General features: G+C 70.5%; 9 protein-coding genes. 4 read left to right on the top strand and 5 right to left on the bottom strand.

The window, feature by feature from the left end:
- Positions 1-527: 527 nt before the first annotated feature.
- Positions 528-8,339, bottom strand: a complete 7,812-nt coding sequence (locus QSK20_RS04510) for a polymorphic toxin-type HINT domain-containing protein (RefSeq protein ID WP_285787282.1) — start codon at positions 8,337-8,339, stop codon at positions 528-530.
- A gap of 448 nt (positions 8,340-8,787) precedes the next feature.
- Here QSK20_RS04510 and QSK20_RS04505 point away from each other — a divergent pair, with 448 nt between their 5' ends.
- A complete protein-coding gene (locus QSK20_RS04505; RefSeq protein WP_285787281.1) occupies positions 8,788-11,901 on the top strand; it encodes a DNRLRE domain-containing protein in 3,114 nt (1,037 codons plus the stop codon).
- 106 nt (positions 11,902-12,007) lie between these two features.
- Here QSK20_RS04505 and QSK20_RS04500 read toward each other — a convergent pair whose 3' ends face one another.
- Positions 12,008-12,559 (bottom strand): GNAT family N-acetyltransferase, encoded by a 552-nt coding sequence (locus tag QSK20_RS04500; RefSeq protein ID WP_285787280.1) that lies wholly within the window; start codon positions 12,557-12,559, stop codon positions 12,008-12,010.
- A gap of 51 nt (positions 12,560-12,610) precedes the next feature.
- Here QSK20_RS04500 and QSK20_RS04495 point away from each other — a divergent pair, with 51 nt between their 5' ends.
- A complete protein-coding gene (locus tag QSK20_RS04495; protein WP_285787279.1) occupies positions 12,611-13,450 on the top strand; it encodes a YhjD/YihY/BrkB family envelope integrity protein in 840 nt (279 codons plus the stop codon).
- Positions 13,451-13,525: 75 nt separating this feature from the next.
- On the opposite strand, the gene QSK20_RS04490 is transcribed toward QSK20_RS04495, so the two are convergent.
- Together QSK20_RS04490 and QSK20_RS04485 are read right to left on the bottom strand one after the other, a co-directional pair.
- The gene (locus tag QSK20_RS04490) at positions 13,526-14,692 is read right to left on the bottom strand and encodes an alkaline phosphatase PhoX (RefSeq protein WP_285787278.1); all 1,167 of its coding nucleotides are present in this window, start codon (positions 14,690-14,692) and stop codon (positions 13,526-13,528) included.
- Positions 14,693-14,760: 68 nt separating this feature from the next.
- Entirely contained in the window at positions 14,761-16,938 is a 2,178-nt protein-coding gene (locus QSK20_RS04485; RefSeq protein WP_285787277.1) for an MMPL family transporter, read from the bottom strand.
- Between the two features lie 128 nt (positions 16,939-17,066).
- Here QSK20_RS04485 and QSK20_RS04480 point away from each other — a divergent pair, with 128 nt between their 5' ends.
- Positions 17,067-17,813 carry a TetR/AcrR family transcriptional regulator gene (locus QSK20_RS04480; protein ID WP_285787276.1) on the top strand — a complete coding sequence of 249 codons (747 nt, stop codon included), beginning with the start codon at positions 17,067-17,069 and terminating at the stop codon, positions 17,811-17,813.
- Positions 17,814-17,824: 11 nt separating this feature from the next.
- Positions 17,825-19,420, top strand: coding sequence for a phytoene desaturase family protein (locus QSK20_RS04475; protein ID WP_285787275.1), 1,596 nt, complete (start codon positions 17,825-17,827; stop codon positions 19,418-19,420).
- 187 nt (positions 19,421-19,607) lie between these two features.
- Here QSK20_RS04475 and QSK20_RS04470 read toward each other — a convergent pair whose 3' ends face one another.
- Entirely contained in the window at positions 19,608-21,164 is a 1,557-nt protein-coding gene (locus QSK20_RS04470) for a Rieske 2Fe-2S domain-containing protein (protein WP_285787274.1), read from the bottom strand.
- Positions 21,165-21,412: the final 248 nt, after the last annotated feature.

Below are 21,412 nucleotides of genomic sequence, written 5' to 3'. Positions count from 1 at the left end.
TGATCCATGAATCGCACCACGTCCGGCAGAGTCTCAAGCGTCAGTCGGACAGAACTCAACCACTTCGCCCTCCCATACGCGACCTGCGGTTCGAGGTCCTCATGAGTGCCGGTCGCAGCGAACTCTCTGTACTGGATCACCAACTGCTCTGCCGAGCCACCGAGATCGGCAATAGCACGGCGAACTATGCTATCTGGATCCCTAAGGACGTCACCCTCTCGAACACCAAAGTACTTCAATCCCGCGGCGCATGCCATCAGCCGTCGATGCACGACATCCTCTGGGGCAAGGGCGCCCCTCTCAACGGACCTGTTCAGCGCATCCAACAAAAGCTGTCCCCAGGCTTCCGCGTCCGGTGCGCCAGATTCAGCCGTCGCCAAACCTGACGTGCACACGGAGACTACCGCCGTCCACCACTTCCGGCTGTCAGGCAGGTCCCTGCGGGCAAGGATCCGCCGCATCGAGGTCGCGGAGACAATCTGGTTGATTTCTTCGGCCGAAGGAATCAAATCATGCATCGCAACGCCCTACGGCTCGAATATCGTTGCGATTACATCGACTCCAGCCCTGCCGAAGGCAGCCTCACCTATAGGAAGAGTTTCTGCCCCTGGAAGGAAATGTCCACTTTGATTTGTGATGAAGGCCGGAAATCCATCCATAAACGTTCCCGAACCTGCCGCCTTCAGCTTGCCGCCCACTCCAGCCAGAACGGTGTGCGCAATCTCCGCTCTCGGCCATTCACCCGCACCACCGCCAGCATAAGCCGGCATCACCTTCAGCTCTCCGCTCATGGTCACACCCCATTTGAAATCGCTCGCACCCCCGAGCGCCGCCCGCAAGCCCTCCATGCCAGCACCCTCACCAAGGGTGACAGGGCTAACCCCGCGCTTTGCAGCTGTATCCATCTCGATGCGCTGCATCGCCTCCGGTCGGTTGTTCGAAAGACCGCAGTTGTGTACGAGTACCGGCGTGTTGCTGGCCACCACATAGTAGGTGTGGGTGTTGGCGACGGTGAGGTTGTGGACGGCGGCACGGGTGGTCTGTCGCTCGACTGACGTGATCTGGACAAAGGTTCCCGCGCTGGTCTGCAGCCACTGACCTGACTGAAGGTCGGTCGCGTCGACCCACTCCCCCAGTTCCGGCACCCAGAACGGGTGGCCGTCGGTCGCGGTGACCTCGGCGGTCGCCGAGCCCTCTCCGCCGTCGGTGTCGATGGTGACCTTCACCAGGTGCTTGACACCGTCGCCCTTGATCGTCGCGCTGACGGTCTCGACCTCGGTCTGGCCCGTCTCGGGGTCGGTGGCCAGGACCTTGTCGCCCGGCTTCACCTCCTCGATCGGCTTCGTGGAGCCGTCGGCCATGACGACCCTGGTGCCCGGGACGAAGCTGTTGCCGTCCGTCTTGCAGGAACCGCCACTGGAGCCGCCGCTGCTACGGGTCGAGGCCCCGGATGAACCGCCGGACTTCCCGGTCGTCTTGCCTCCACCACCGCCGGACTTTCCGGCACTGGACGAGCTGGCGGATGAGCCCTTCGGGTTGGACTTGGACTGGGCTTCCTTCTGGGTCGGGTTACCGGTCTTCTTGGTGTTGTTGACGGCCTTGTTGCTGGTCGTGTTGGCCTTCTCGGCGGCCTTCTTCTTGGCTGCCTGCGCGGCCTTCTTCGCCCGTTCGATCGCCAGCTTCTTGGCGTTGAGCGCCGCGGCCTCCGCCGCCTTGGCGGCGGCCAGCACGGCCTCGGCCGCCTTCTTCGCCGCCTGCCACGCCTGGATCGCCGAGATCGTCCGGTTGACCGCCTTCAGGACTGCCGGGATCTTGGCGACCTTGGTCCACGGGATCGCCCCGAGGATCAGGCTGCCGCACGCCCACATGTCGCCGCCGAAGCAGTTCATGGCGTCGTTGATGCCGATGAACTCCTTGAGCACGTACCAGGCGGAATCCAGGACCACCGACATCAGCGAGCGGCCCATGTTGGCCTGCGCCTGGGCGACCATGGCCGCCGACAGGCCCGCGCCAGCCAGAGCCGCCGCCGTCTCCGACGCGGTCAGCGTCACCGACAGACCGGTCGGGTCCGAGTGCGTCACCGGGTTGTTGTGCGCGTAGGCGTACCCGTTCGACTGGAGCGGGTCGGCCAGGTCGAGGATCGGGTCGGCGGAGAGGAACCGGCCGACGACCGGGTCGTACAGACGCGCACCGAGCGGGGTGTAGCCGGAGGCGTCGTCGCGGACCGCGCCGAGGAATCCGGCGTTGGTCTGCATGTTGCCGGCGAGCGCGGCGGTACCCCGCTGGTTGCCGAACGGATCCTGCTTACGGATCCGGACCGGCATGGCACCGTAACTGCCGACCTCGGCGTACGGGCTGCCCTGGTGGTCACCGGCGAGGGCGACCAGCGTGGGCGATGCGGTGGCGTGGGCGTAGCGCAGCATCGCGCCGCCGGGGGCGGCGTAGGTGCGCTGGGTGTTCACCAGCACGCCGCCCTGCTGCACGGTCAGCTGGGACTCGCCCAGGTTGAGGGTGGCCTGCCGGTCCTGGATGGTCAGCAGGCGGCTGCCGCCCGGCCCGTAGATGTGCCGGGTCTCGTTCTGCGCCTCCCACAGCTGGGCGGGGGCGGTGCCGGAACAGGCCGCCAGGACGATCGGCGTGGAGTTGGCCGAGTTGGCGTCCTTGACCGCGATGCACAGGCCGGAGGCGGTGTGCTTGAGCTGGCCGGTGGAGAGCCGCTCCACCTGCTGGCCGGCCGCGCCGTTGCACTTCTGCACACCGAAGGCCGAACCGGCGGTGTTGGCGGCCGGCTGGACGCACCAGCTCTCGTGCACGGCCAGGGTGCCCAGGTTGGCGTTGGTCTGGTTCGGGGCCGGTGCGAAGGTCCACTTCTGGGCGGGGGTGCCGTTGCACGTGTAGAGCTGGATCGGCTGACCCGCCTGGGCGAGGCCCTGACTGAGGTCGATGCACTTGTTGGCGAGACCGACGTACGCGGTCTTGCCCTTTCCGCCCGCACCGACGATCCGCTCGACCTGGCCGTCGTACGTCCAGGTCAGCGTCTGCTGGTCGCCGTTCTGGAGCGAGGTGACGGACTTCGTCTCGCCGGTCAGCTCGTACAGCCGCTCCGCCTCGGCGGTGATCGCGGCGCCCGCCGGGGTGACGTAGTTCTTGGTCACCTTGGTCAGCGTGCGCGGCTGGCTGCCGTCGGTCTTGCCGTAGGTGTAGGTGGTGGTGGCGTCCTTGGCGGTGTCGCCGCCGAGGTCCTTCTCCACCAGCTCCGAGCGGTTGCCGAGCAGGTCGTACTCGTACTCCTGCCAGTAGCCCGAGCCGTCGGTGCCGGCGCCCGCGTTCACGGTGCCGTCCCCGCTGATCGGCCCGGCCAGGCAGGATCCCTGGTCCTTGGCGGTCCACGCCTTCTTCAGCTGGCCGAGCGGGTCGTACGTGAAGCACTGGCGCTCCTCGATGCCGAGGGAACGCTCGCGGATCGCGGTGACGTTGCCGGCGGCGTCGTACCAGTAGGAGCGGTGCGAGACGAGGTTGTTGGCGACGATGGCCTTGTCGCCGGTCTGCTCGCGGTGCACCTGCTGGTCGGTGAGGGCGCCACTGGCCTCGTCGTACGTGGCCGTCGTCCACACCCGGTACGGCTGCGCGCCGAGGGTCGAGCGCAGCACCTGCCCGTACGGCGAGTAGGTCGTCTCCGAGCCGTACCAGTCCTTGCCGGACACCGACAGCGGCAGGCCGTCCTTGGTGTAGCGGACCAGGATCTTCTCCGACGGCAGGTTGCCGACGGCGGGCAGGGTGGTCGACTCGGTCAGCCCGGTGTCGGTGTACGTGTGCTCGTACGTGTAGGAGGTCGGCAACCCCCAGGTGTTCGCGATCGACTGCGGCAGCGTGAGGGTGGTCGACGTCGGCTGGTAGTCGTCGGTGTAGCCGCCGATCGACTGGGTGTACGCCAGGCCGTCGGTGTACCGGGTGGCGGTGGCCGGCAGGCCCTTGCCGCCGCTGACCGTGTCGTAGGTGAACTGGGCCAGGAGCGCGCCGGTGCTGTTACCGAGCCGCTGCTGGGTCGGGCGGGAGAGCTCGTCGTAGCCGTTCCAGACCGTGACGGCGCGGGCGTTGGTGGTGGTGAGCCGCCGGTCCCGGTGGTCGTACGTGGTTCCGGTGGTGCCGGAGTCCGGGTCGGTCGCGGTCGTCGTCCGGCCGCGCTGGTCGTAGGTCCAGGTCCACGGACGGGTGGGGTCGGCCGAGTGGGTGGCCTTCGCCAACTGGCCGCGCGCGTCGTACTCGTAGCGCATCGAGGTGAACGCGGTGCGGGCGGCGTCGGTGAAGGTGTCCACCCGGCTGGTCCGGCCCAGGGCGTCGGTGAACAGCCGGTACGAGGACGCGCCCGCCGGGTTGACCACGGTGGAGTGGTCGGTGCCGTAGGTGTAGCTGGTGGCCCGTGCCACCTCGGCCTCACCGTGCAGGATCGGCAGCTCCTGGGTGACGCGGCCCAGCCCGTCGTAGGTGTATCGGGTGGCGTTGGGCACGACCGGAGGATTGGGCACCTCGGTCTCGTCGGCGGTGAGCGGTGTGAACAGCTCGCCGACGGGCGAACCTGCGGCGAAGTAGGCGTTGTTGGTCTTCCACACCTCGCCGGAGCTGTTGTAGAAGGTGTCGCTGATCAGCCGGCCGCCGCCGGTCGCCTCCGCCTGGGACTGCCGTTCCCGGCCCAGCCCGTCGTAGAGGGTGACCGAGGTCTGGATCCGGTTCTCGTGTCCCCGGGTGAAGGTGGTGACGTACGGCGGCTTGCCGGCGGGGGTGGCGTACTCGGCCCGGAAGTCCGGGACGGCCGAGGACGACGGGGTACGGCCGGCGCCCCAGGCCTCGACCAGGCGGCCCATCGGGTCGTACTTCGCCTCGCTGACCCGGTTGTTCAGGTCGGTGGTCTTCAGCGAGACCGCCCGCCCCGGCTCCAGCTCACGGACCTGCTGGTGTCCGAGCGAGTTCGCCTCGGTGACGGTGAAGGTCTGGCCGTTCGACGCGGCCCCGTAGGTGATCGTGGAGATCTTGCCGTCCGGGTCGGTCTTCGACACCACCCGGCCGATCGCGTCGAAGCCGGTGCTGCCGTCCGCCTGGAACCCGGAACCGTCGGCCTTGAGCGACCAGGTCGCGGTGGCCAGTCCCCGGGTGGTGGCGCCCAGCGCGGTGCCGTACGCGGTGCCGTCGTAGGCGACCCGGCCACCGGAGCTCAGCGTCGTCAGCGCGTCGAAGTTGGCGTTCTCGCAGCTCGTCGGGCTGGTCCGCACCTGCCGGGTCAGACCGATGATGTTCTTGTCGAGGCGGTGGTGGTACTCGGCGAAGGTGCACGACTCGTCGCCGGTCTTCCCGGTGTCGCCGAGGGACTCGATGTACGTGGGCAGGCCGTAGTCGGCCTCGTAGGTGGTCCGCGTCTCGACGGCGCGCAGGGTGCGGTCGTCGTCGCCGGTGCCGGACGACCGGGACCAGGCCACCTGCCGGGGTTCGGTGACCCGCCAGGCCCGCAGCGGGCTCAGGCCGTCCTCCCGGTCGCGCCGGGCCAGTTCGAGGACCTCCGGGTACGTGACGCTGCGGGTGAGCCAGTCCTCGTCCTCGTCGTCCGCGCTGGTGTACGTCAGCTCCTCGGCGACCCGGCCGGCGAAGGCCTCCCGGTCCTTGGCGATCTCGACGTTGGTGATGTCCTTCACCGACACCGTGTCGCCCATGCCCCGGAAGTAGCGGGTCACCGACTTGGTGCGCCTGCTGCCGATGTCCGGGTCGTCCGAGCCGGTGAGCACGGCGGTCTGGGCGAAGCCGGCGAACTGGGAGTACGTGCGGGTCGACTTCTTGGTGAACTCCTGCTCGGCGAGACGCCAGCCGGGGTTCTCGTACGCGTACCGGGTGACGGTGCTGAACGCGCCGTCCACGTTGGGCAGTTCCTCGATGGAGTCGACGACGTACTTGTGGAACCAGTCGATCTCCTCGACCGCCGCGTCGGGGTGCCAGAAGGCCGGGTAGCACAGCCGGTCGTTGGCCTTGAGCGCGGCGGTGTCGGTCTTGGCGGGCAGGCCGGTGCCGGTCTTGCAGTCACCCGTGGGCGCCTTGTAGGTGACGACCGTCTCGCCGCCGTACTCGTTGATGACGCGGGCGATGCGCAACCGGGAGAACCCGGGCCGGTTGTCCCGCTTGACGCGGTTCGGCATGTCCTCGGAGTTGGACTCGAAGCGCACCGGGTTGAGGGTGACCTTCGCGTCGGTGGTGCCGTTGCGCCCGTAGCCGGTCCGGGTGATCGACTCCAGCCAGAGCGCCGTGTTCGGGCCGGTCTTGAGGACCGGGAACGACTGCTTGAGCTGGTACTCGTCCACCACCTGGCGGGCGCTGGTGTCGGTCCGCCGCAGCGCCGACGTGCTGATCTTGTCGAGCCGCTTGCGGGTGAAGAAGGACGGCGACGCGTTCCAGCACTTCGTGTTCGCCGCGCAGCGCAGGTCGGCGGGGGTGTCGTACCAGATGCGGAACTTGCTCGGGTCGGTGCTGGTGAAGTTCGCCTCGGAGCAGGTGACGCTGCCCTCGTCGAAGCAGCGTTCCGCCACGACGAAGTTGACCCGGGCCTTCGCGGTGCCGGAGAAGATGGCGTCCGTGCGCAGCCCGTAGTCGATCCGGTCGAGGTAGCCGCCCCGGTGGTAGGAGACCGGGTCCTTGAAGTTGAAGTTCCGGGCGTAGTAGTTCGTCTCGCGGCCCCACCAGAGGGTCATCGCGTTGCCGTGGACGTCCTCGACGTAGTCCAGGGACCAGCGCCAGGCCTGGGTGCAGTGCGAGCCGGCCCAGTCGTTCGCCTGGTAGCAGGGCTCGTTCACGTGGTTGCCGTAGACCGGCACGGTGAGGACGGAGTTGGTCACCGGGTCGTCGGCGGCGGTGCCGTTGTCGGACCAGCCGGGCAGCCGGTGCCGGCCGAAGTGGTAGCGGGTGCCGTCGCGGGTGGTGACGACCCAGTACTCGCCGTCCGCGTCGCCGTTGTTGAGGCTGGTGTCCTTCAGCAGCTCCACCTTGGAGCCGTCGCCGTTCGCGGTGAACCAGGCCTCCTTGTCCTCGTCCCAGACCAGCTCGGTGGTCATACCGGCGAGGGAGAGGGTGGCGTTGTCCGAGCCCCAGCAGAGGTCGGCGGTGCGGTGGGTGGCGTTGTTCGAGCCGGACTTCTTCGAGTCCTGCCGGCAGTTGGCGTAGCTGCGGGTGATCGCGCCCGCGCTGTAGTCCCAGCCGTCGCCGATCCAGGAGGCCTGGTTGTTGGTGGCGGAGGTACGGCCGTCCATCGACTGCGAGGAGTACGACAGGGCCACCTTCGGCATGAGACCGCCGGCGGTCTCCGGGACCTGGATCTGGTACGAGTAGGTGAACGCGCCGGAGGAGGCGCCCGCCGCCCAGGAGCCCGAGGAGAGCAGCGGGGTGGCGGTGAAGTCGCCGGACGCCGACGCTCCGGTGTCCAGGACACCGACGACGTTCGCGCCGGTCGACGCGGTCGTGTTGCGGGCCGCCACCGGTTCGAGGAGTTCCCCGACGGGCACGGTGCCGGTGACGACGCGGCGGGTCGGCTCGTCCTCGGCCGCCTCGTTGCGGGTGGGCGCCTTGGCGGCGGGCACCAGCTCCACCTCGCTGGTCACCCGGGCGGTGGCCGCGTCGGTCGACGCCGGTGCGGCACCGCCGGTGGTGGCGCAGTCGCCGGTGTCGGGCGAGTCGTAGACGCAGTCGGGCAGCAGCATGACGCCGAAGCGGTCGGCGGCCTGCGGGCCGTACATGTCGGCGAAGGACGTGTAGTCGACGGCGAGGGCGACCTCGGCGTCCGGGTCGGCGGTGGCCGGCGGCGTGATCTTCATGATCAGCCCCGGCACCCGGGCGGCCTGGGACGCCTCGGGAGCGGCGAGGTCGACGGTCCAGGTGCCGGCCAGGGCGGCGGGGTCCCCACCGACCGGCACGCCGAGGGCGACCGGCAGGTCGTCGACCGGCTTCGTGGCGCCCGGCGCGGTGCCGGTGAGGTCCACGGCGCCGCTGTCCTGCTGCCAGGGCTGGACGGCCTGGGGTTCGTACGGGTCGACCGGGACCTCGTCGGCGGTGGTCAGGTCCGTCTCGCTGCTGTCGTCCCGCTCGACCCGCTCGCTCTCCGGCAGGTCCGGCAGGTCGATGGCGACCTGCTCGCGGCTCATGCCGGAGCCGGGGATCGCCCACGCCTCGGCGGGCACCATCGTGGCGACCAGGGTCGCCGAGAGGAACCCCAGCAGTGCCGTGCGGGCGCGACGCCGCCGACCGTGACCTGGCTCCGTCGGGGTCCGCCGGCCGTGCCACAGCCCGGACCGCACACCGATACCACGCATACGCGTCGACTCCCACCAGGCGCGAAGACGAAAGGGAAGGCGCGGAAAGACCGCGAGGGGCATGCGCCAGGTGCGGCACGTGCGTGAGCACTCTGCGTCAGGAGACGCTTTCTCTCAAGGCCGTAAAAACGACCCCGACCGATTTCCGGTGACCTGCGTCACGGAACGATTACCAAGAGAAACTTTCGGATCGCACGATCCGCCACGAGTCGGCCGTATCGCCACAGGTGGTCGGAGATCGACCCGTCAAATCACCCCAGGTGACCACTTACCGACGCAACCGTCACGAGCGGCAGATCAGAAGGTCACGAATCGATAACTTCCGCAGGGTAGGCGGGGCGAGCCGATCCCGTGCGATCGTGTGCCCGCGTTTCTGCCCCCCGGTCAGCCGGACGGGGCCGTCCGTCTGTCTCCCCTGTCCACCTGGCCCCCACGGGAGTGGATCGTCGTGACCCTGCCCCGCCTGCTCGGCCCGCTCGTCCGTACGCGCGTCCGGCTGATCGTCTCCCTGGGTCTGCTGGCCGCCCTGGTCGCCGTCCCGCTGTTCTGGCGGTTCGCGACCGAGCCGGCCCGGCCGGCGGCCGGTCCCGCACCGGCGCCCGTTCCCCGGGACGAGGCGACCGCGCTGGCCGAGGCCCGCCGCACCGCCAAGGACGTGCTGGTGGAGACCGCCACGACGGCCACCTCGCTCACCTGGGCGCTCCCGGACGGACGGATGCGCACCACGTCGCACGCCACCCCGCAGCGGGCCAAGGACGACCGGGGACAGTGGGCACCGGTCGACACCACGCTGGTCCGCGACGCCGGGAACCCCGGCGGCCTGGACGTCCGCCCGGTGAACGGGCCGAGCACCGTCCGCCTCTCCGGCGGCACCGCCGGGGCGGGACAGGGCGGCTCCGGTGGGAGCGCCGTGCCCACCGACAGCGTCCTCGCCGAGATGGACGTCGAGGGTCACACCATCGCGTACACCTGGCCCGGCCCGTTGCCGGAGCCGGTCCTCGACGGTCCTCGTGCCCTGTACCCCGAGGTTCGTCCCGGCGTCGACCTGCTCGTCGTGGCCCGCGACGACGGCGCGGTCGGTCAGCTCCTGGTGGTCAAGAACCGGGCGGCCGACACCGTCCGGGCGGTCAGCGCGGTGAGTTACGGCCTGCGGTCCACCTCGGCGGTCTTCCGCCACGACGCGACCACCGGCGGCGTCCGGATCCTCGACCGGAGCGGCCGGGAGCTCGGCTCGATCCCCACCCCGTTCGCCTGGGACTCCGCCGGCCGGGAGAACCCCGAGTCGGCTCCCCGCACCGCCGTGGCCACCCCCGCCGACGTGCTGAGCCTCTCCGGCCTCAGCGGCGTCGAGCCGGGCGCACGGCAGGGCCGGATGCCGACCCGACTCGACGGCGACGGCACCGGCGCGGCCCGGCTGCACCTGGACGCCGCCGCCACCGGGCTGCTCACCGACGCGAAGTCCGTCTTCCCGGTCTTCCTCGACCCCACGCTGATCAGCGGCGTGAACCCCTGGGCGACCGTCTACTCGCAGCACCCCAACACCAACACCTACAACGGCACCAACTTCAACTCGGGCACCACGGACGCGCGGGTCGGCTACGAGCAGGACACGCCCCTGCGGGCCCGCTCCTTCTGGCGGATGGGCTTCAGCAGCAGCATCAAGGGAGCGACGGTCAGCGCGGCCACCTTCAAGATCCTGAACAACCACTCCTGGAGCTGCACCGCCCGGGAGATGCAGCTCTGGCTGACGAACTCGATCTCCACCGGCACCACGTGGAACGCGCAGCCGACCTGGCGCGAGGAGCAGCAGCGGCGGTCGTTCGCGTACGGCTACGGCAGCAACTGCGCCGACGACTACGTGAGCTTCAACGTGCTGGAGGCGGCCAAGGACGGCGCCAGTGCGGGCTGGCCGAACATCCACTTCGGCATGAAGGCCACCAGCGAGTCCGACACGCTGACCTGGCGCAAGTTCCGGGCCACCTCGGCGGAGCTGAGTGTCACGTACAACCGGCCGCCGCGGGAGCCGGTGAACGGCGTCTCGGTCCCCGGTGACGCCTGCCGGCCGGGGCCCGGCGGCGGCGTCACGGTCGCCAAGCGGGACATCGTGCTGTCGGCGACCGCCACCGACCCGGACGGCGGCACCCTGCAACTGGGCTTCCGCTTCTGGAAGGACGGCACCGCCGTGCCCGCCGACACCCTGGTCACCGCGACCAGCGCCGGCAAGGCGTCGCTGACCATCCTCGGCACCAACCTCCAGGACCAGGCGGTCTACTCGTGGGACGTCCGCGCCAGGGACTCGTTGGGCGCGTACTCGTCGTACTTCCCACCGGGCAACGAGCCCTGCCGCCTGACGATCGACGGCTCGAAGCCGTCCACGCCGACCGTCACGAGTGAGGTGTTCCTGGAAGCGACCCCCGACGGGGCGACCTGGTCGACGGTCAAGTTCGGCCAGACCGGCGCGGTCACCTTCACCGCCACCGACGTCTCGTACTTCACCTACACGTTCGAGGGCACCGGCACTCCCGTCAACGTGCCGGCGGTCAACGGAACGGCGACCGTGCCCGCCCTGGCGCCCCGGCACGCCGGTCCGAACACCCTGCACGTGTACGCCTACGACGCAGCCCACAACCAGAGCGGCCGGAAGGACTACAAGTTCTACGTACCGCCACGCGACACCGCTGACGCTCCAGGCGACACCGGCGGCGACGGCATCGCCGACCTGCTTCTGATCGACTCGGCGGGCAACCTGCGCAACTACGCCGGCGACACCGGTGGCGAGCTGTACTCGTGGCAGGTCGGCTCGTACACCCGGGACGGCCAGCTCAACCCGCCGGGCCACTGGTACGACCCGGTCACCGGCCAGGCGGCCCTGATCACGAAGCACTCCGACGCCTACCCGGGTGACGGTTCGACGGACCTGTTCGCCCGGACCCCGGACGGCGGCTTCTGGCTCTACCCCGGTGACGGGTACGGCTCCTTCGACGTCGACCGCCGGCTGCGGATCATCCTGCCCGCCGGGTTGCCGGCCCCGTCCACCTGGACCCAGATCAAGGCGGTCGGCGACATCACCGGGGACAAGCGACTGGACCTGGTCCTGCGCTCCGGAACCCAGTTCTGGACGCTGAGCGGCTACACCGGGGCGAGCTTCCAGACGGCGACGCTGATGGAGGGCACCGCCTGGGCCCGACGGGACATCGTCAACCTGGCGGACATCGACCTGGACGGCACGCCGGACCTGCTCTGGCGCAACCTGGACAACGGCAACGTGTACGTCCGGCACGGCAAGCCGGGCACGGTCGCCGGGAGCGTGAACCTGGACTCGTTGAAGTCGGCCGCCGCCTCCCGCAGCGGGGACGTCTCCTACGGCACCGGCTGGACGGAGACCACCATCAACGCGGCCATCGGCATCCCGGACGTCAACGGCGACCAGGTGCCCGACATCTGGACCCGGTCCGGCAGCCTCGGGCAGATGTCGATCTACCACCCGTCCACCACCAACACGAACGCCGCGGTGAAGGTGGTCCTCGGGGACAACTGGAACAGCGTCCGAGCCTTCGGTTGATCGCATGCGGTGGCGCGGCGGCCTTGGGCCGCCGCGCCACCGGCGCGCCGTCGCCGACCGGGTTCCGGACAGGCGGGGCGCGTCGACCGGCCGGTCGGTCAGCCGGTCAGCGCGGGGTCGGGCGGTGCAGGACGAATGCGTCGACCTCGGTGCCGCCGTACCAGTCGGTGCGCCGGCCGAGGTAGCTCATGCCGAGCCGACGGGTGACCGCTTTCGACGCCTCGTTGCCCGGGTCGGTCACGGCGTAGATCTCCTCGGTCGAGGTGTGCGCCCACTCCCGGTCGATCAGCGCCCGGGCCGCCTCGGTGGCGTAGCCGTTGCCCCAGTGGTCGGGGTGCAGGTGCCAGCCCACCTCGATGTCGTCGCTCAGCACCGGGTCGTCCGGACCGGGCAACTGCTTGATCATGGTGGTGCCGACCACCTGCCCGCTGTCGCGCAGCTCGACCGCCCAGATGTCGTACCAGCCGTCACGGGAGCCCCGCAGCTCCCAGCGGCGCAGCATCTCGACCACCTGCTCCGGATCGGTGAGCGGCGTTCCATTGTTGAAGAAGCGCATCATCTCGGGCCGGGAGTACATGTCGTAGAGACTCGCCAGGTCGGCCGGCTCCCGCGTCCAGGGGCGAACCAGCAAACGTTCCGTCTCGGTGATCACCGCCATGACGCGGGATCGTAATGCGTGTGCCGGCCCGCTGCGGGGAATTAGCCGGCGATGGGCAGCGGATGGCAGCGCGCGAAACGGATCAGCCGGGCCGCCTTCCGGCCGGTACGCGGCCGGGACCTGTCGCTGCACGCCGCCGCGATCACGTTCTACGGGGCGATCGCGGTGGTGCCGGTGGCGCTGCTGGCGATCTGGTTGACCGGGTCGGCCTTCGGGGCGGACCGGGTACACCGGCTCACGTCGTACGCGGTGGAGACCCTGCCCACCGAGATCGGTGCGGACCGGGCGCTGGCCGCGCTGGTCGACGGCGGCCTGGCGTTGACGCCGCTCTTCGCGCTCGCCTCCCTGCTGCCGGCGTCGCTGTACGGCGAGGGTTTCCGCCGGGCGTTCGTCTCGGTCGCCACCCCGCCCGACCCGGCCGAGTCCCTGGTCGGCTGGCGCGGCCGGCTCCTGCTGCTGCCGCTGTTCGCCCTCGCGCCCGCGCTGCTGGTGTCGATCCTGGTGGCGCTGCCGCTGACCACCGGGCTGGTCCGGCAGGGCGGGTGGACCGGCGCGCTCGGCGTGGTGCTGTCGTTCCTGTCGGTGTGGCTGGTGCTCACCCCGGTGCTGCTCTGGGTGTTCCGGGTGGTCGGTCCGGCCACGCCGGACTGGCTCTCCGCGCTGGGTGTGGGCTCGTTCACCGCCGCGAACCTCTCCGGGTTCCTGCACGGTTTCGTGCTGTTCAGCTCGCTGCCCCTGGATCTCGGAGTGCCGTTCGGCGGTTTCGACGCGATCGGAGGTGGCGTCGCCGTCCTGCTCTGGCTCTACCTCTTCCACGTGATCGTGCTGGCCGGCTACTCGGCCACCCTCGCCCTCTCCCGCTGGCGGGCCCACCGCGGCAGCCGTGGTTGAGCAAGGAGTTCGCGTCACCCGGAGCGGACGGTCGGACGCGGACTCCTTGCTCGACGACCGCAAGCGGGCGAGCGGTCAGGGGCGGAAGGGGCCGGTGACCTCGTAGGTGATGCCGTCCGTGCCGGCGATGCCACCGCCGGGGCCGCGCTGTGAGGAGAAGTAGAGGCGGCGGCCGTCCGGGGAGAAGGCCGGGCCGGTGATCTCCGACTCGGACTGCCCGGGCAGGCGCAGGAACGGGGCGACCACGCCGCTCGGCGTGATGATGTTGATCTCCATGTTGCCGCCGTCCTCGGCCACGTAGAGGTCACCGCTCCGACTGCCGGTGATGTTGTCGACGTTGGTGAGCGTGGCGGTGCCGGGCGGCACCAGCGAGTCGTCGTACGACAGGTCGAGGCGCTGGTTGACCGCGTCGTACGCCCAGACCCGACCGTCGCCCTTGGTGGTGAAGTAGCAGACGCCCCGGTCGTACCAGCAGCCCTCGCCCCCGGCGAAGCGCTTCGCCGCGCCGACCTGGCGGCGGGTGGGGGTGGGGATGCCGTCCCGGTCCGGGATGTCGGCCCAGGTGACCGGGCCGGCGACCTGGTCGGCCGGGGCGCAGAGCACCTGGACCCGGCCGGTGCGCAGGTCGCCCCAGGTGTCCGGGACGAACCGGTAGAAGCAGCCGTCCGACTCGTCCTCGGTCAGGTAGACCACCCGCCGGTCCGGGTCGCAGGCGGCGGCCTCGTGCTTGAAGCGGCCCATCCGGCTGCGCTCCTCGGCGTCGCGGCTGCCGTCCGGCCAGGTCTCGTAGACCAGGCCGAGCGGCACCTCCTCGCAGGAGAGCCAGGTGCCCCACGGGGTGGCCCCGCCGGCACAGTTGATGTTGGTGCCGGAGAGGATCCGGTACGCCGAGGCGATCGACCCGTCGGCCCGGAAACGCACCGCCGACGCGCCGCCGACCAGCGGGATCTCGGAGTTGGAGACGTAGATCCAGCCGTCGGCGGTCGGGAAGCAGGCCCCGCCGTCCGGGGCCGGATGCCAGAGGTAGCCGGTGCCGGCGACCACCCGGCCGGAGCGGCCGATGATCCGGCTGGTGAAGCCGGCGGGCAGTTCGACCCCGTTGGCGTCGACGGGGAGCAGGTTCCCGTACGGGCTGGGACCGGGCTGGGCGACGGCGGCGAAGGCCTGCTGCCAGAGGGCTCCGGCGAAGGTGGCGGTGCCCGCGCCGAGGACGGCGGCGCGCAGGACGGTACGACGCTCCACGGTTACCTCCAGAGATAAACGTCAATGCCCCGACGACCCTACGTCCGTCGGGGCATTGATCGCAGTCCCTATCGGGTGAACGCGGCGTGACGATCACCGGCCGGGGCGGGTTCCTCGTCCCCGGACTCCGACTCGCGGAGGCCGTAGCGGCGGTAGACCCGCCCGAGCGGGCCCGGGGCCCACCAGTTCCACCGCCCGAGCAGCCGCATGCTCGCCGGCACCAACAGCGCCCGGACCAGCGTGGCGTCCACCACGATGGCGACGATCATGCCGATGCCGACCAGCTTGATGTAGGCCATGCCGCCGGTGGCGAAGCCGGCCACCACGACGATCAGCAGCAGCGCGGCGGCGGTGATGATCCGTCCGGTGTACTGGAGGCCGGCCGCGACCGAGGCGGTGTTGTCGCCGGTCCGGTCCCACTCCTCGCGGACCCGGGAGAGCAGGAAGACCTCGTAGTCGGTGGCGAGGCCGAAGAGGACCGCCAACATGAAGATCGGGTTGCTCGGTTCGATGAACCCGGTCGGGGTGAAGCCGAGCAGGTCGGCGAAGTGCCCGTCCTGGAAGATCCAGACCACCACGCCGAAGGACGCGCCGATCGACACCAGGTTCATCAGCACCGCCTTGATCGGCAGCACCACCGAACCGAAGGCGAGGAAGAGCACCAGCAACGTGGCCACCGCCATCAGCAGCGCCATCCAGGGCAGCCCGGCGGAGAGGCTGTCCAGCAGGTCCCGGTCGGCGGCGGGGCGGCCACCGACGAGGACCTCCGCGCCGTCCGGCACGGGCAGGTCCCGGATCGCCCGGACCGCGTCCTGGGCGACGTCGCCGGTCGGCTCACCGGTGTAGGTGACGCTGAGCAGGGTCGAGGTGCCCTGGTTGGCGGCGACGGTCACCCCGGTGACGCCGTCCACCCCGGCCACCCGGTCGGCGAAGGGCTGGACCTGCTCGACCGGGGCACCGGAGACCAGCACGTCGATCGGGGCGACCGTCCCGCCCGGGAAGTCCGCGCTGATCCGGTCGGCCACCACCCGGGGCTCGGAGCCGGCCGGCAGCACCCGCTCGTCGAACCCGCCGAACTCCATCCGCAACGACGGCACCGCGAGCACCGCCAGCACCACCAGGACCCCGAGCAGGTAGGGCACCGGGCGGCGCATCACGCTGCGCGCGATCCGGGCCCAGGCGCCGCCGTCCGCCGCCGGCCGGGCCCGTCGCCGCCACTTCGGCAGCGGTACGCGCAGCGCGTTGATCCGTGGGCCGAGCACCACGAGCAGGGCCGGCAGCACGGTCAGCGACGCGAGCATGGCGATCAGGACGGCGGCCACCCCGCCCAGGGCCATCGAGCGCAGGAAGGCCATCGGGAAGATCAGCAGGCTGGACATGGCCAGGGCGATGATCACCCCGGAGACCAGCACGGTCCGGCCGGCGGTGGCCATGGTCCGGGCGATGGCCGACCGGACGTCCCGCCCGGCGTCCAACTCCTCCCGGAACCGGCTGACCACGAAGAGCGCGTAGTCGATCGCCATGCCGAGGCCGATCAGCGTGATCACGTTGATCGCGAAGATCGACACCTCGGTGACCATGTTCAGCAGGCGCACCGCGACGAACGCGCCGAGGATGGCCAGACCGCCGATCAGCAGCGGGGTCATGGCGGCGACCAGGCCCCGGAAGATCAGGATGAGCAGCACCAGCAGCACCGGCATGGAGAGGATCTCGGCCTTGGTGATGTCCTCGGTGGTCTGCTCGTTCGCCACGTGCAGGAACGGGACCGTGCCGCCGGTCTCGGTGCGCACCCCGGGCGTCTCGAAGGCCGGCACGAGGTCGTCGTACGCGGCGGTCTTGTCGTCCTCGTCGGTGGCGCGCAGCTGCACCAGCGCGTACGTGGCCCGCCGGTCGTCGCTGACCAGGGTGGGCGCCTGGGTCTCGTACCAGCTGGTGACCTGACGCACCTCGGGGTGCTCGCGCAGCCGGGTGAGGGTCGCCGTGACCGGGCCCTGGAAGGCCGGCTGGTCGACGGTGGTCGCGTCGTCGGAGAAGAGGACGATCACGTCGGCGCCCTGCGGCCCCAGCTCCGCGTTGATCCGGGCGAGGGCCCGGCTCGACTCGCTGCCCGGATCGTCGAAGCCGCCCCCGGTCAGCTGGCCGAAGACCGCCGCGCCCCAGGTCGCGCCGACCACGACCAGGGCCAGCCCGGCGGCGAGCACCGCCCAACGCATCCGCACCACCATCCGCCCCCACCAGGCGAACATCGCGTCTCCCTTCACCGACCGCCAGGTCGTACGATGTAACTATCGATCATTTTAGTGAACACCGTTAACTAGTAAGCACCGTAAACTTACGCAACGGTGTTCTCGCCCGTCAAGGAGACCTGCCCGGAATGACCCCATCGAGTCGGCGTGAACGCCTCCGTACCGCCACCGTCGCCGAGATCAAGGACGGCGCACGGCGGTTGTTGGTGACGGGTGGACTCGACGCCGTCTCGCTCCGGGCCATCGCCCGCGACATGGGCATGACCGCCCCCGCGATCTACCGCTACTTCCCCAGCCTGGAGGCGCTCGTCGCCGGCCTGGCCGCAGACCTCTACGACGAGCTGCGGCAGACCGTCGAGGCGGCCCGGGACGCCGCCGGGGACGACCCGCTCGACCAACTGCTCGCCATGAGCCGGGCATTCCGACGTTGGGGGGTCGGCAACCGCGCCGAGTTCACGCTGATCTTCGGCAACCCGGTGCCGGGGCTGGAGGAGTTCACCGATGCCTGCGGCGACGAGGACCACCCCGGCGCGCGGCTCGGCATGGTGTTCGTCCGCCCGCTGGTCACCCTCGCCGAGCGCGCCGGCCTGCGGACTCCACCCCGGGAGTTCCTGGAGGAACACCTCGGCGACCGGCTCGCCCCGCTGCGGCACAGCCAGGGTGACCTGTCGCTGGAGGTCGCGTACGCCTTCCTCAGCGGCTGGACCCGGATCTACGGGCTGATCGCGATGGAGGTCTTCGACCACCTGCGCTGGGCGGTCACCGAACCGGAGGCGCTCTTCGAGACCGAACTGGCCACCTTCGTCGCCCAGCTCGCCCCCGCCGCCGACCAGCCCGGCGCGCACGTCGCCCCGCGCCGGGCCGGATCGCAGTAGGCTGCCCGGACATGACATCCGAGCTGCCGTCCCGCGCCGACGTCGTGATCGTCGGAGCCGGGCACAACGGTCTGGTCTCCGCCGTCCTGCTGGCCCGCGCCGGCCTGAGCGTGGTGGTGCTGGAAGCCGCCGACGTCATCGGCGGTGCCGCCCGGACGGAGAACCCGTTCCCCAAGGTCCCCGGCCTGCGCCACTCCACCGGCTCGTACCTGCTCGGGCTGATGCCGCCCGAACTGCTCGCCACCCTCGACGTCCGCATCCCGGTGCTGCGTCGCGACCCGCACTACTTCCTGCCCACCCCGGGCGGACCCGGCTCGCCGTACCTGCTGATGGGGAGCGACCGGGCGGCCACCCGGGCGCAGCTCGCGGAGTTCTTCTCCCCCGCCGACGTGGCCGCCGACGACGCCATGCAGGCCGAGCTGGCCGCGCTCCGCGACGATCTCGCCCCGGCCTGGCTCGCCGAGCCGCTGCCGGTCGAGGAGACCGCCGAGCGGTACGTCCGCCCGGCCCTGCGCCGGACCTTCGTCGACCTGGTACGCGGTTCCGTCGCCGACTACCTGGCCCGGTTCGAGTTCCGCTCCGAGCTGCTGGTCAGCATGTACGCGGTCACCGACGGGCTCTCCGGGCTCAACGCCGGCCCGGACGACCCGGGCACCGGGCACAACTTCCTGGCGCACAACATGTGCCGCCTCCCCGGCGCGGACGGCACCTGGATGATCGCCGAGGGCGGGATGGGCACCGTCTCCCGGACCTTCGCCGAGGCCGCACGCGCCGCCGGGGCGACCATCCACGCCGGTACGCCGGTCGCCGCCGTCCTCCTCGACGGCGGAGCGGTCTCCGGAGTGGCGCTCGCCGACGGCCGGACGGTCGACGCCCCCGTGGTGCTCGGGGCCTGCGACCCGTACCGGCTGATGGAGCTGGTGCCCGACGGCGCGTTGCCGGCGCCGCTCACCGAGCGGATGACGGCGGTCCACCGCACCGGCAGCACGCTGAAGGTGAACCTGGCGCTGACCGGGCTGCCCCGCTTCTCCTGCCTGCCGGCGGACGCGCCGAGCCCGTTCGGCTCCACCATCCACCTGCTCCCGGGCTCGGCCTCCCTGGTCGGCGGGGACGCCGCCTCGCCGATGACCGCGCTCCGGGAGATGTGGGCGGACGTGCGGGCCGGGCGGCTGCCCGCCGAGCCGACCATCGAGTGGTACCTGCACACCACGGTCGACCCGTCGTTGCGCGATGACGCCGGGCACCACTCGTCGGCGCTGTTCGTGCAGTCCGTGCCGTACGAGCTGGCCGGCACCACCTGGGACGACGCCCTACCCGGCTACGTGGCGCAACTGGTCGCGCTCTGCGAACGGTACGCCCCGGGCACCGGTGACCTGATCGCCGACGCGGTGCCGCTCACCCCGCCCGGCATCGAGGCGCACTTCGGGATCACCGGCGGGCACATCCACCACGTCGACAACACGGTGTCCTTCACCGACCGGATGCCGTACGCCACCGGGGTCGACGGCCTGTACGCCGGCAGCGCCGGCTGTCACCCGGCGGGCAGCGTGATCGGCGCCGCCGGGCACAACGCCGCCCGCCGCATCCTCGCCGACCTGGCCACCTGACCCACGCCCGCACTGATCACGAACCCGGGGCGGACGGGGGCGGAGGCGGAGGCGGGTACTGCGGGTCGTTGTGGTTGTCGGACATGTTCACTCCCTCACGAAGGAACCCGTGCCCCCCATGGTCCGGCGCGGGTTCCCTCGTGCGGGAGAAGTGTCGGCGACCCGATAACGGTGGCCGGTCGGTTGGTCAGGAGGCCGGGGCGTCCGCGCGGTGGGCGCGGATCTTGTGGCCGACGCTGGTCAGGCAGCGACCGCTGGCGAGGTCGAACTTCCAGCCGTGCAGCTGGCAGGTGAGCTGGTCGCCCTCGACCACGCCGAACCGGGTCAGGTCCGCCTTCAGGTGCGGGCAACGCCGCTGCACCACCCAGTCGCCGAGGGTCACGTCCTCGGCGTCGCTGGTGCGCTCGTGCTCGTCGTACCAGCCCTCGGCGTACTGCTGACGTTCCCGGGAGAGGCACTTGAAGAACGAGTAGACGAACTCGTTGTACTGGCCGATCCGGGCGGCCGAGAAACGGCAGGAGAGGAAGAGCGAGTTGACCCAGTCCACCTCGCCGATGTGCAGCAGGTGCTCGACCAGGGCACGCTCGGTACGGAACCGGTACCGCACCTTCTCGTCCGCGTACGGCCGCACCTCCTTGCCCGGGAAGTCCACCACGATGGACTCGACGGACTCGCCGTCGTAGCCGACCAGGTCGAAACGGACCGGCCCACCGACGCCCTTGGCCAGGTAGACCGACTCCTCCAGCAGCGGCTCGACGCGGCGCTTCATCTCCTTCAGGACGTCGATCTCCGGGTGCCGCCAGGACGCCTTCTCCGCCTCGATGACCGGACGCTTGCGTTCCCGCATCTCCTCCAGGTGGGCGACCTTGTTGGCGAAGAACTCGTCGACCGGCACCGGGTGGCTGGTCTCGCAGCTCTCCGTGGTGACCTCGGCGACGCTGCCCGGCAGCAGCACCACCCCGTTGGTCCCGCCGACCTTCGCGTACTCGGAGAGGAAGACCGACTGGTCGGGGAAGATGTTCCCCTCGTCGCCGTGGATGTCGTTGAACTGCCACAACTCGTCGTCGAGGAAGCAGGGCGGACCGGCGATCGGGAAGACGTGGTCGGCCTTCAGGTCGTCGATGTAGCGCCAGGTGCGGTCGAACTGGCGGTCCCGCTTCTGCTTGCCGAAGGCGGTCTTGGCGGCCTGCGGCAGCTCGTAGACCATCGGATACCAGATCGCCCCGGAGAACTGGAGCATGTGCGCGTGCACGTGGCCCAGCTCGGTGAAGAGGCTCAGGTCGGTGGGGCGGGCGTCGTTCTGGTTGAGGAGGCGGACGCCGTCGTACTCCACCCAGAGCGAGGAGTCCCCGATCGGCCCGTCGGTCGGGCTGGTCAGCGACTGGATCATAATCTTCAGCCCGCCGTCGAGTTCGTGCACCTCCTCGTTACGGGTCCGCAGGAAGCTGGTGAAGCCCAGCTCACGCAGTTCGTCCTCCATCTCGGAGGTGGGGAACGCGGGCAGCAGCACCGTCGCCTTCTTCGACACGAACCGCTTCAGGTGCGCCGCGTCGAAGTGGTCCCGGTGCAGGTGCGAGACGTAGAGGTAGTCGACCTGGCCAAGGGTCTCCCAGTCGAGCTGGGAATTGTCCGGGAACGGGAACCACGAGGCGAAGTACGCCGGGTTGACCCAGGGGTCGCAGAGGATGCTGCCCGCAGCCGTGTCGATTCGCATGCTGGCATGCCCCGTACCGGTCACTCGCACCGTACAGTCCCCCTTAAAACGACAACCAAGGTGTACGACAAGACGCTACCGGAGTGACTGTGGCCCTCGAACCGCGACGCCGGTAGTGCCCTTCGGCCCGGTCACCGGGTCACCAGCCTCGACCGGGCGAACCGGGTCGGGGGCCGACCGGAACGCGCCGACGGGCCGGGCGGGGGCGGGGTGGAGACGGCACCGGCCGGACCCTGCGCCGGGCCCGGTGCGGGGCGTGCCAGACTAACCGGAGATCC

The sequence above is a fragment of the Micromonospora sp. NBRC 101691 genome (assembly GCF_030269285.1).
Taxonomy (GTDB): Bacteria; Actinomycetota; Actinomycetes; order Mycobacteriales; family Micromonosporaceae; genus Micromonospora; species Micromonospora echinospora.
This window is presented reverse-complemented; position numbering and strand designations above follow the sequence as displayed.

Excerpts from the sequence above, each read along its gene's own strand:
- QSK20_RS04495 (WP_285787279.1), top strand. The coding sequence starts at position 12,611 with ATGGGCAGCGGATGGCAGCGCGCGAAACGGATCAGCCGGGCCGCCTTC.
- QSK20_RS04480 (WP_285787276.1), top strand. The coding sequence starts at position 17,067 with ATGACCCCATCGAGTCGGCGTGAACGCCTCCGTACCGCCACCGTCGCC.
- QSK20_RS04475 (WP_285787275.1), top strand. The coding sequence starts at position 17,825 with ATGACATCCGAGCTGCCGTCCCGCGCCGACGTCGTGATCGTCGGAGCC.
- QSK20_RS04510 (WP_285787282.1), bottom strand. The coding sequence starts at position 8,339 with ATGCGTGGTATCGGTGTGCGGTCCGGGCTGTGGCACGGCCGGCGGACC.
- QSK20_RS04485 (WP_285787277.1), bottom strand. The coding sequence starts at position 16,938 with ATGTTCGCCTGGTGGGGGCGGATGGTGGTGCGGATGCGTTGGGCGGTG.
- QSK20_RS04500 (WP_285787280.1), bottom strand. The coding sequence starts at position 12,559 with ATGGCGGTGATCACCGAGACGGAACGTTTGCTGGTTCGCCCCTGGACG.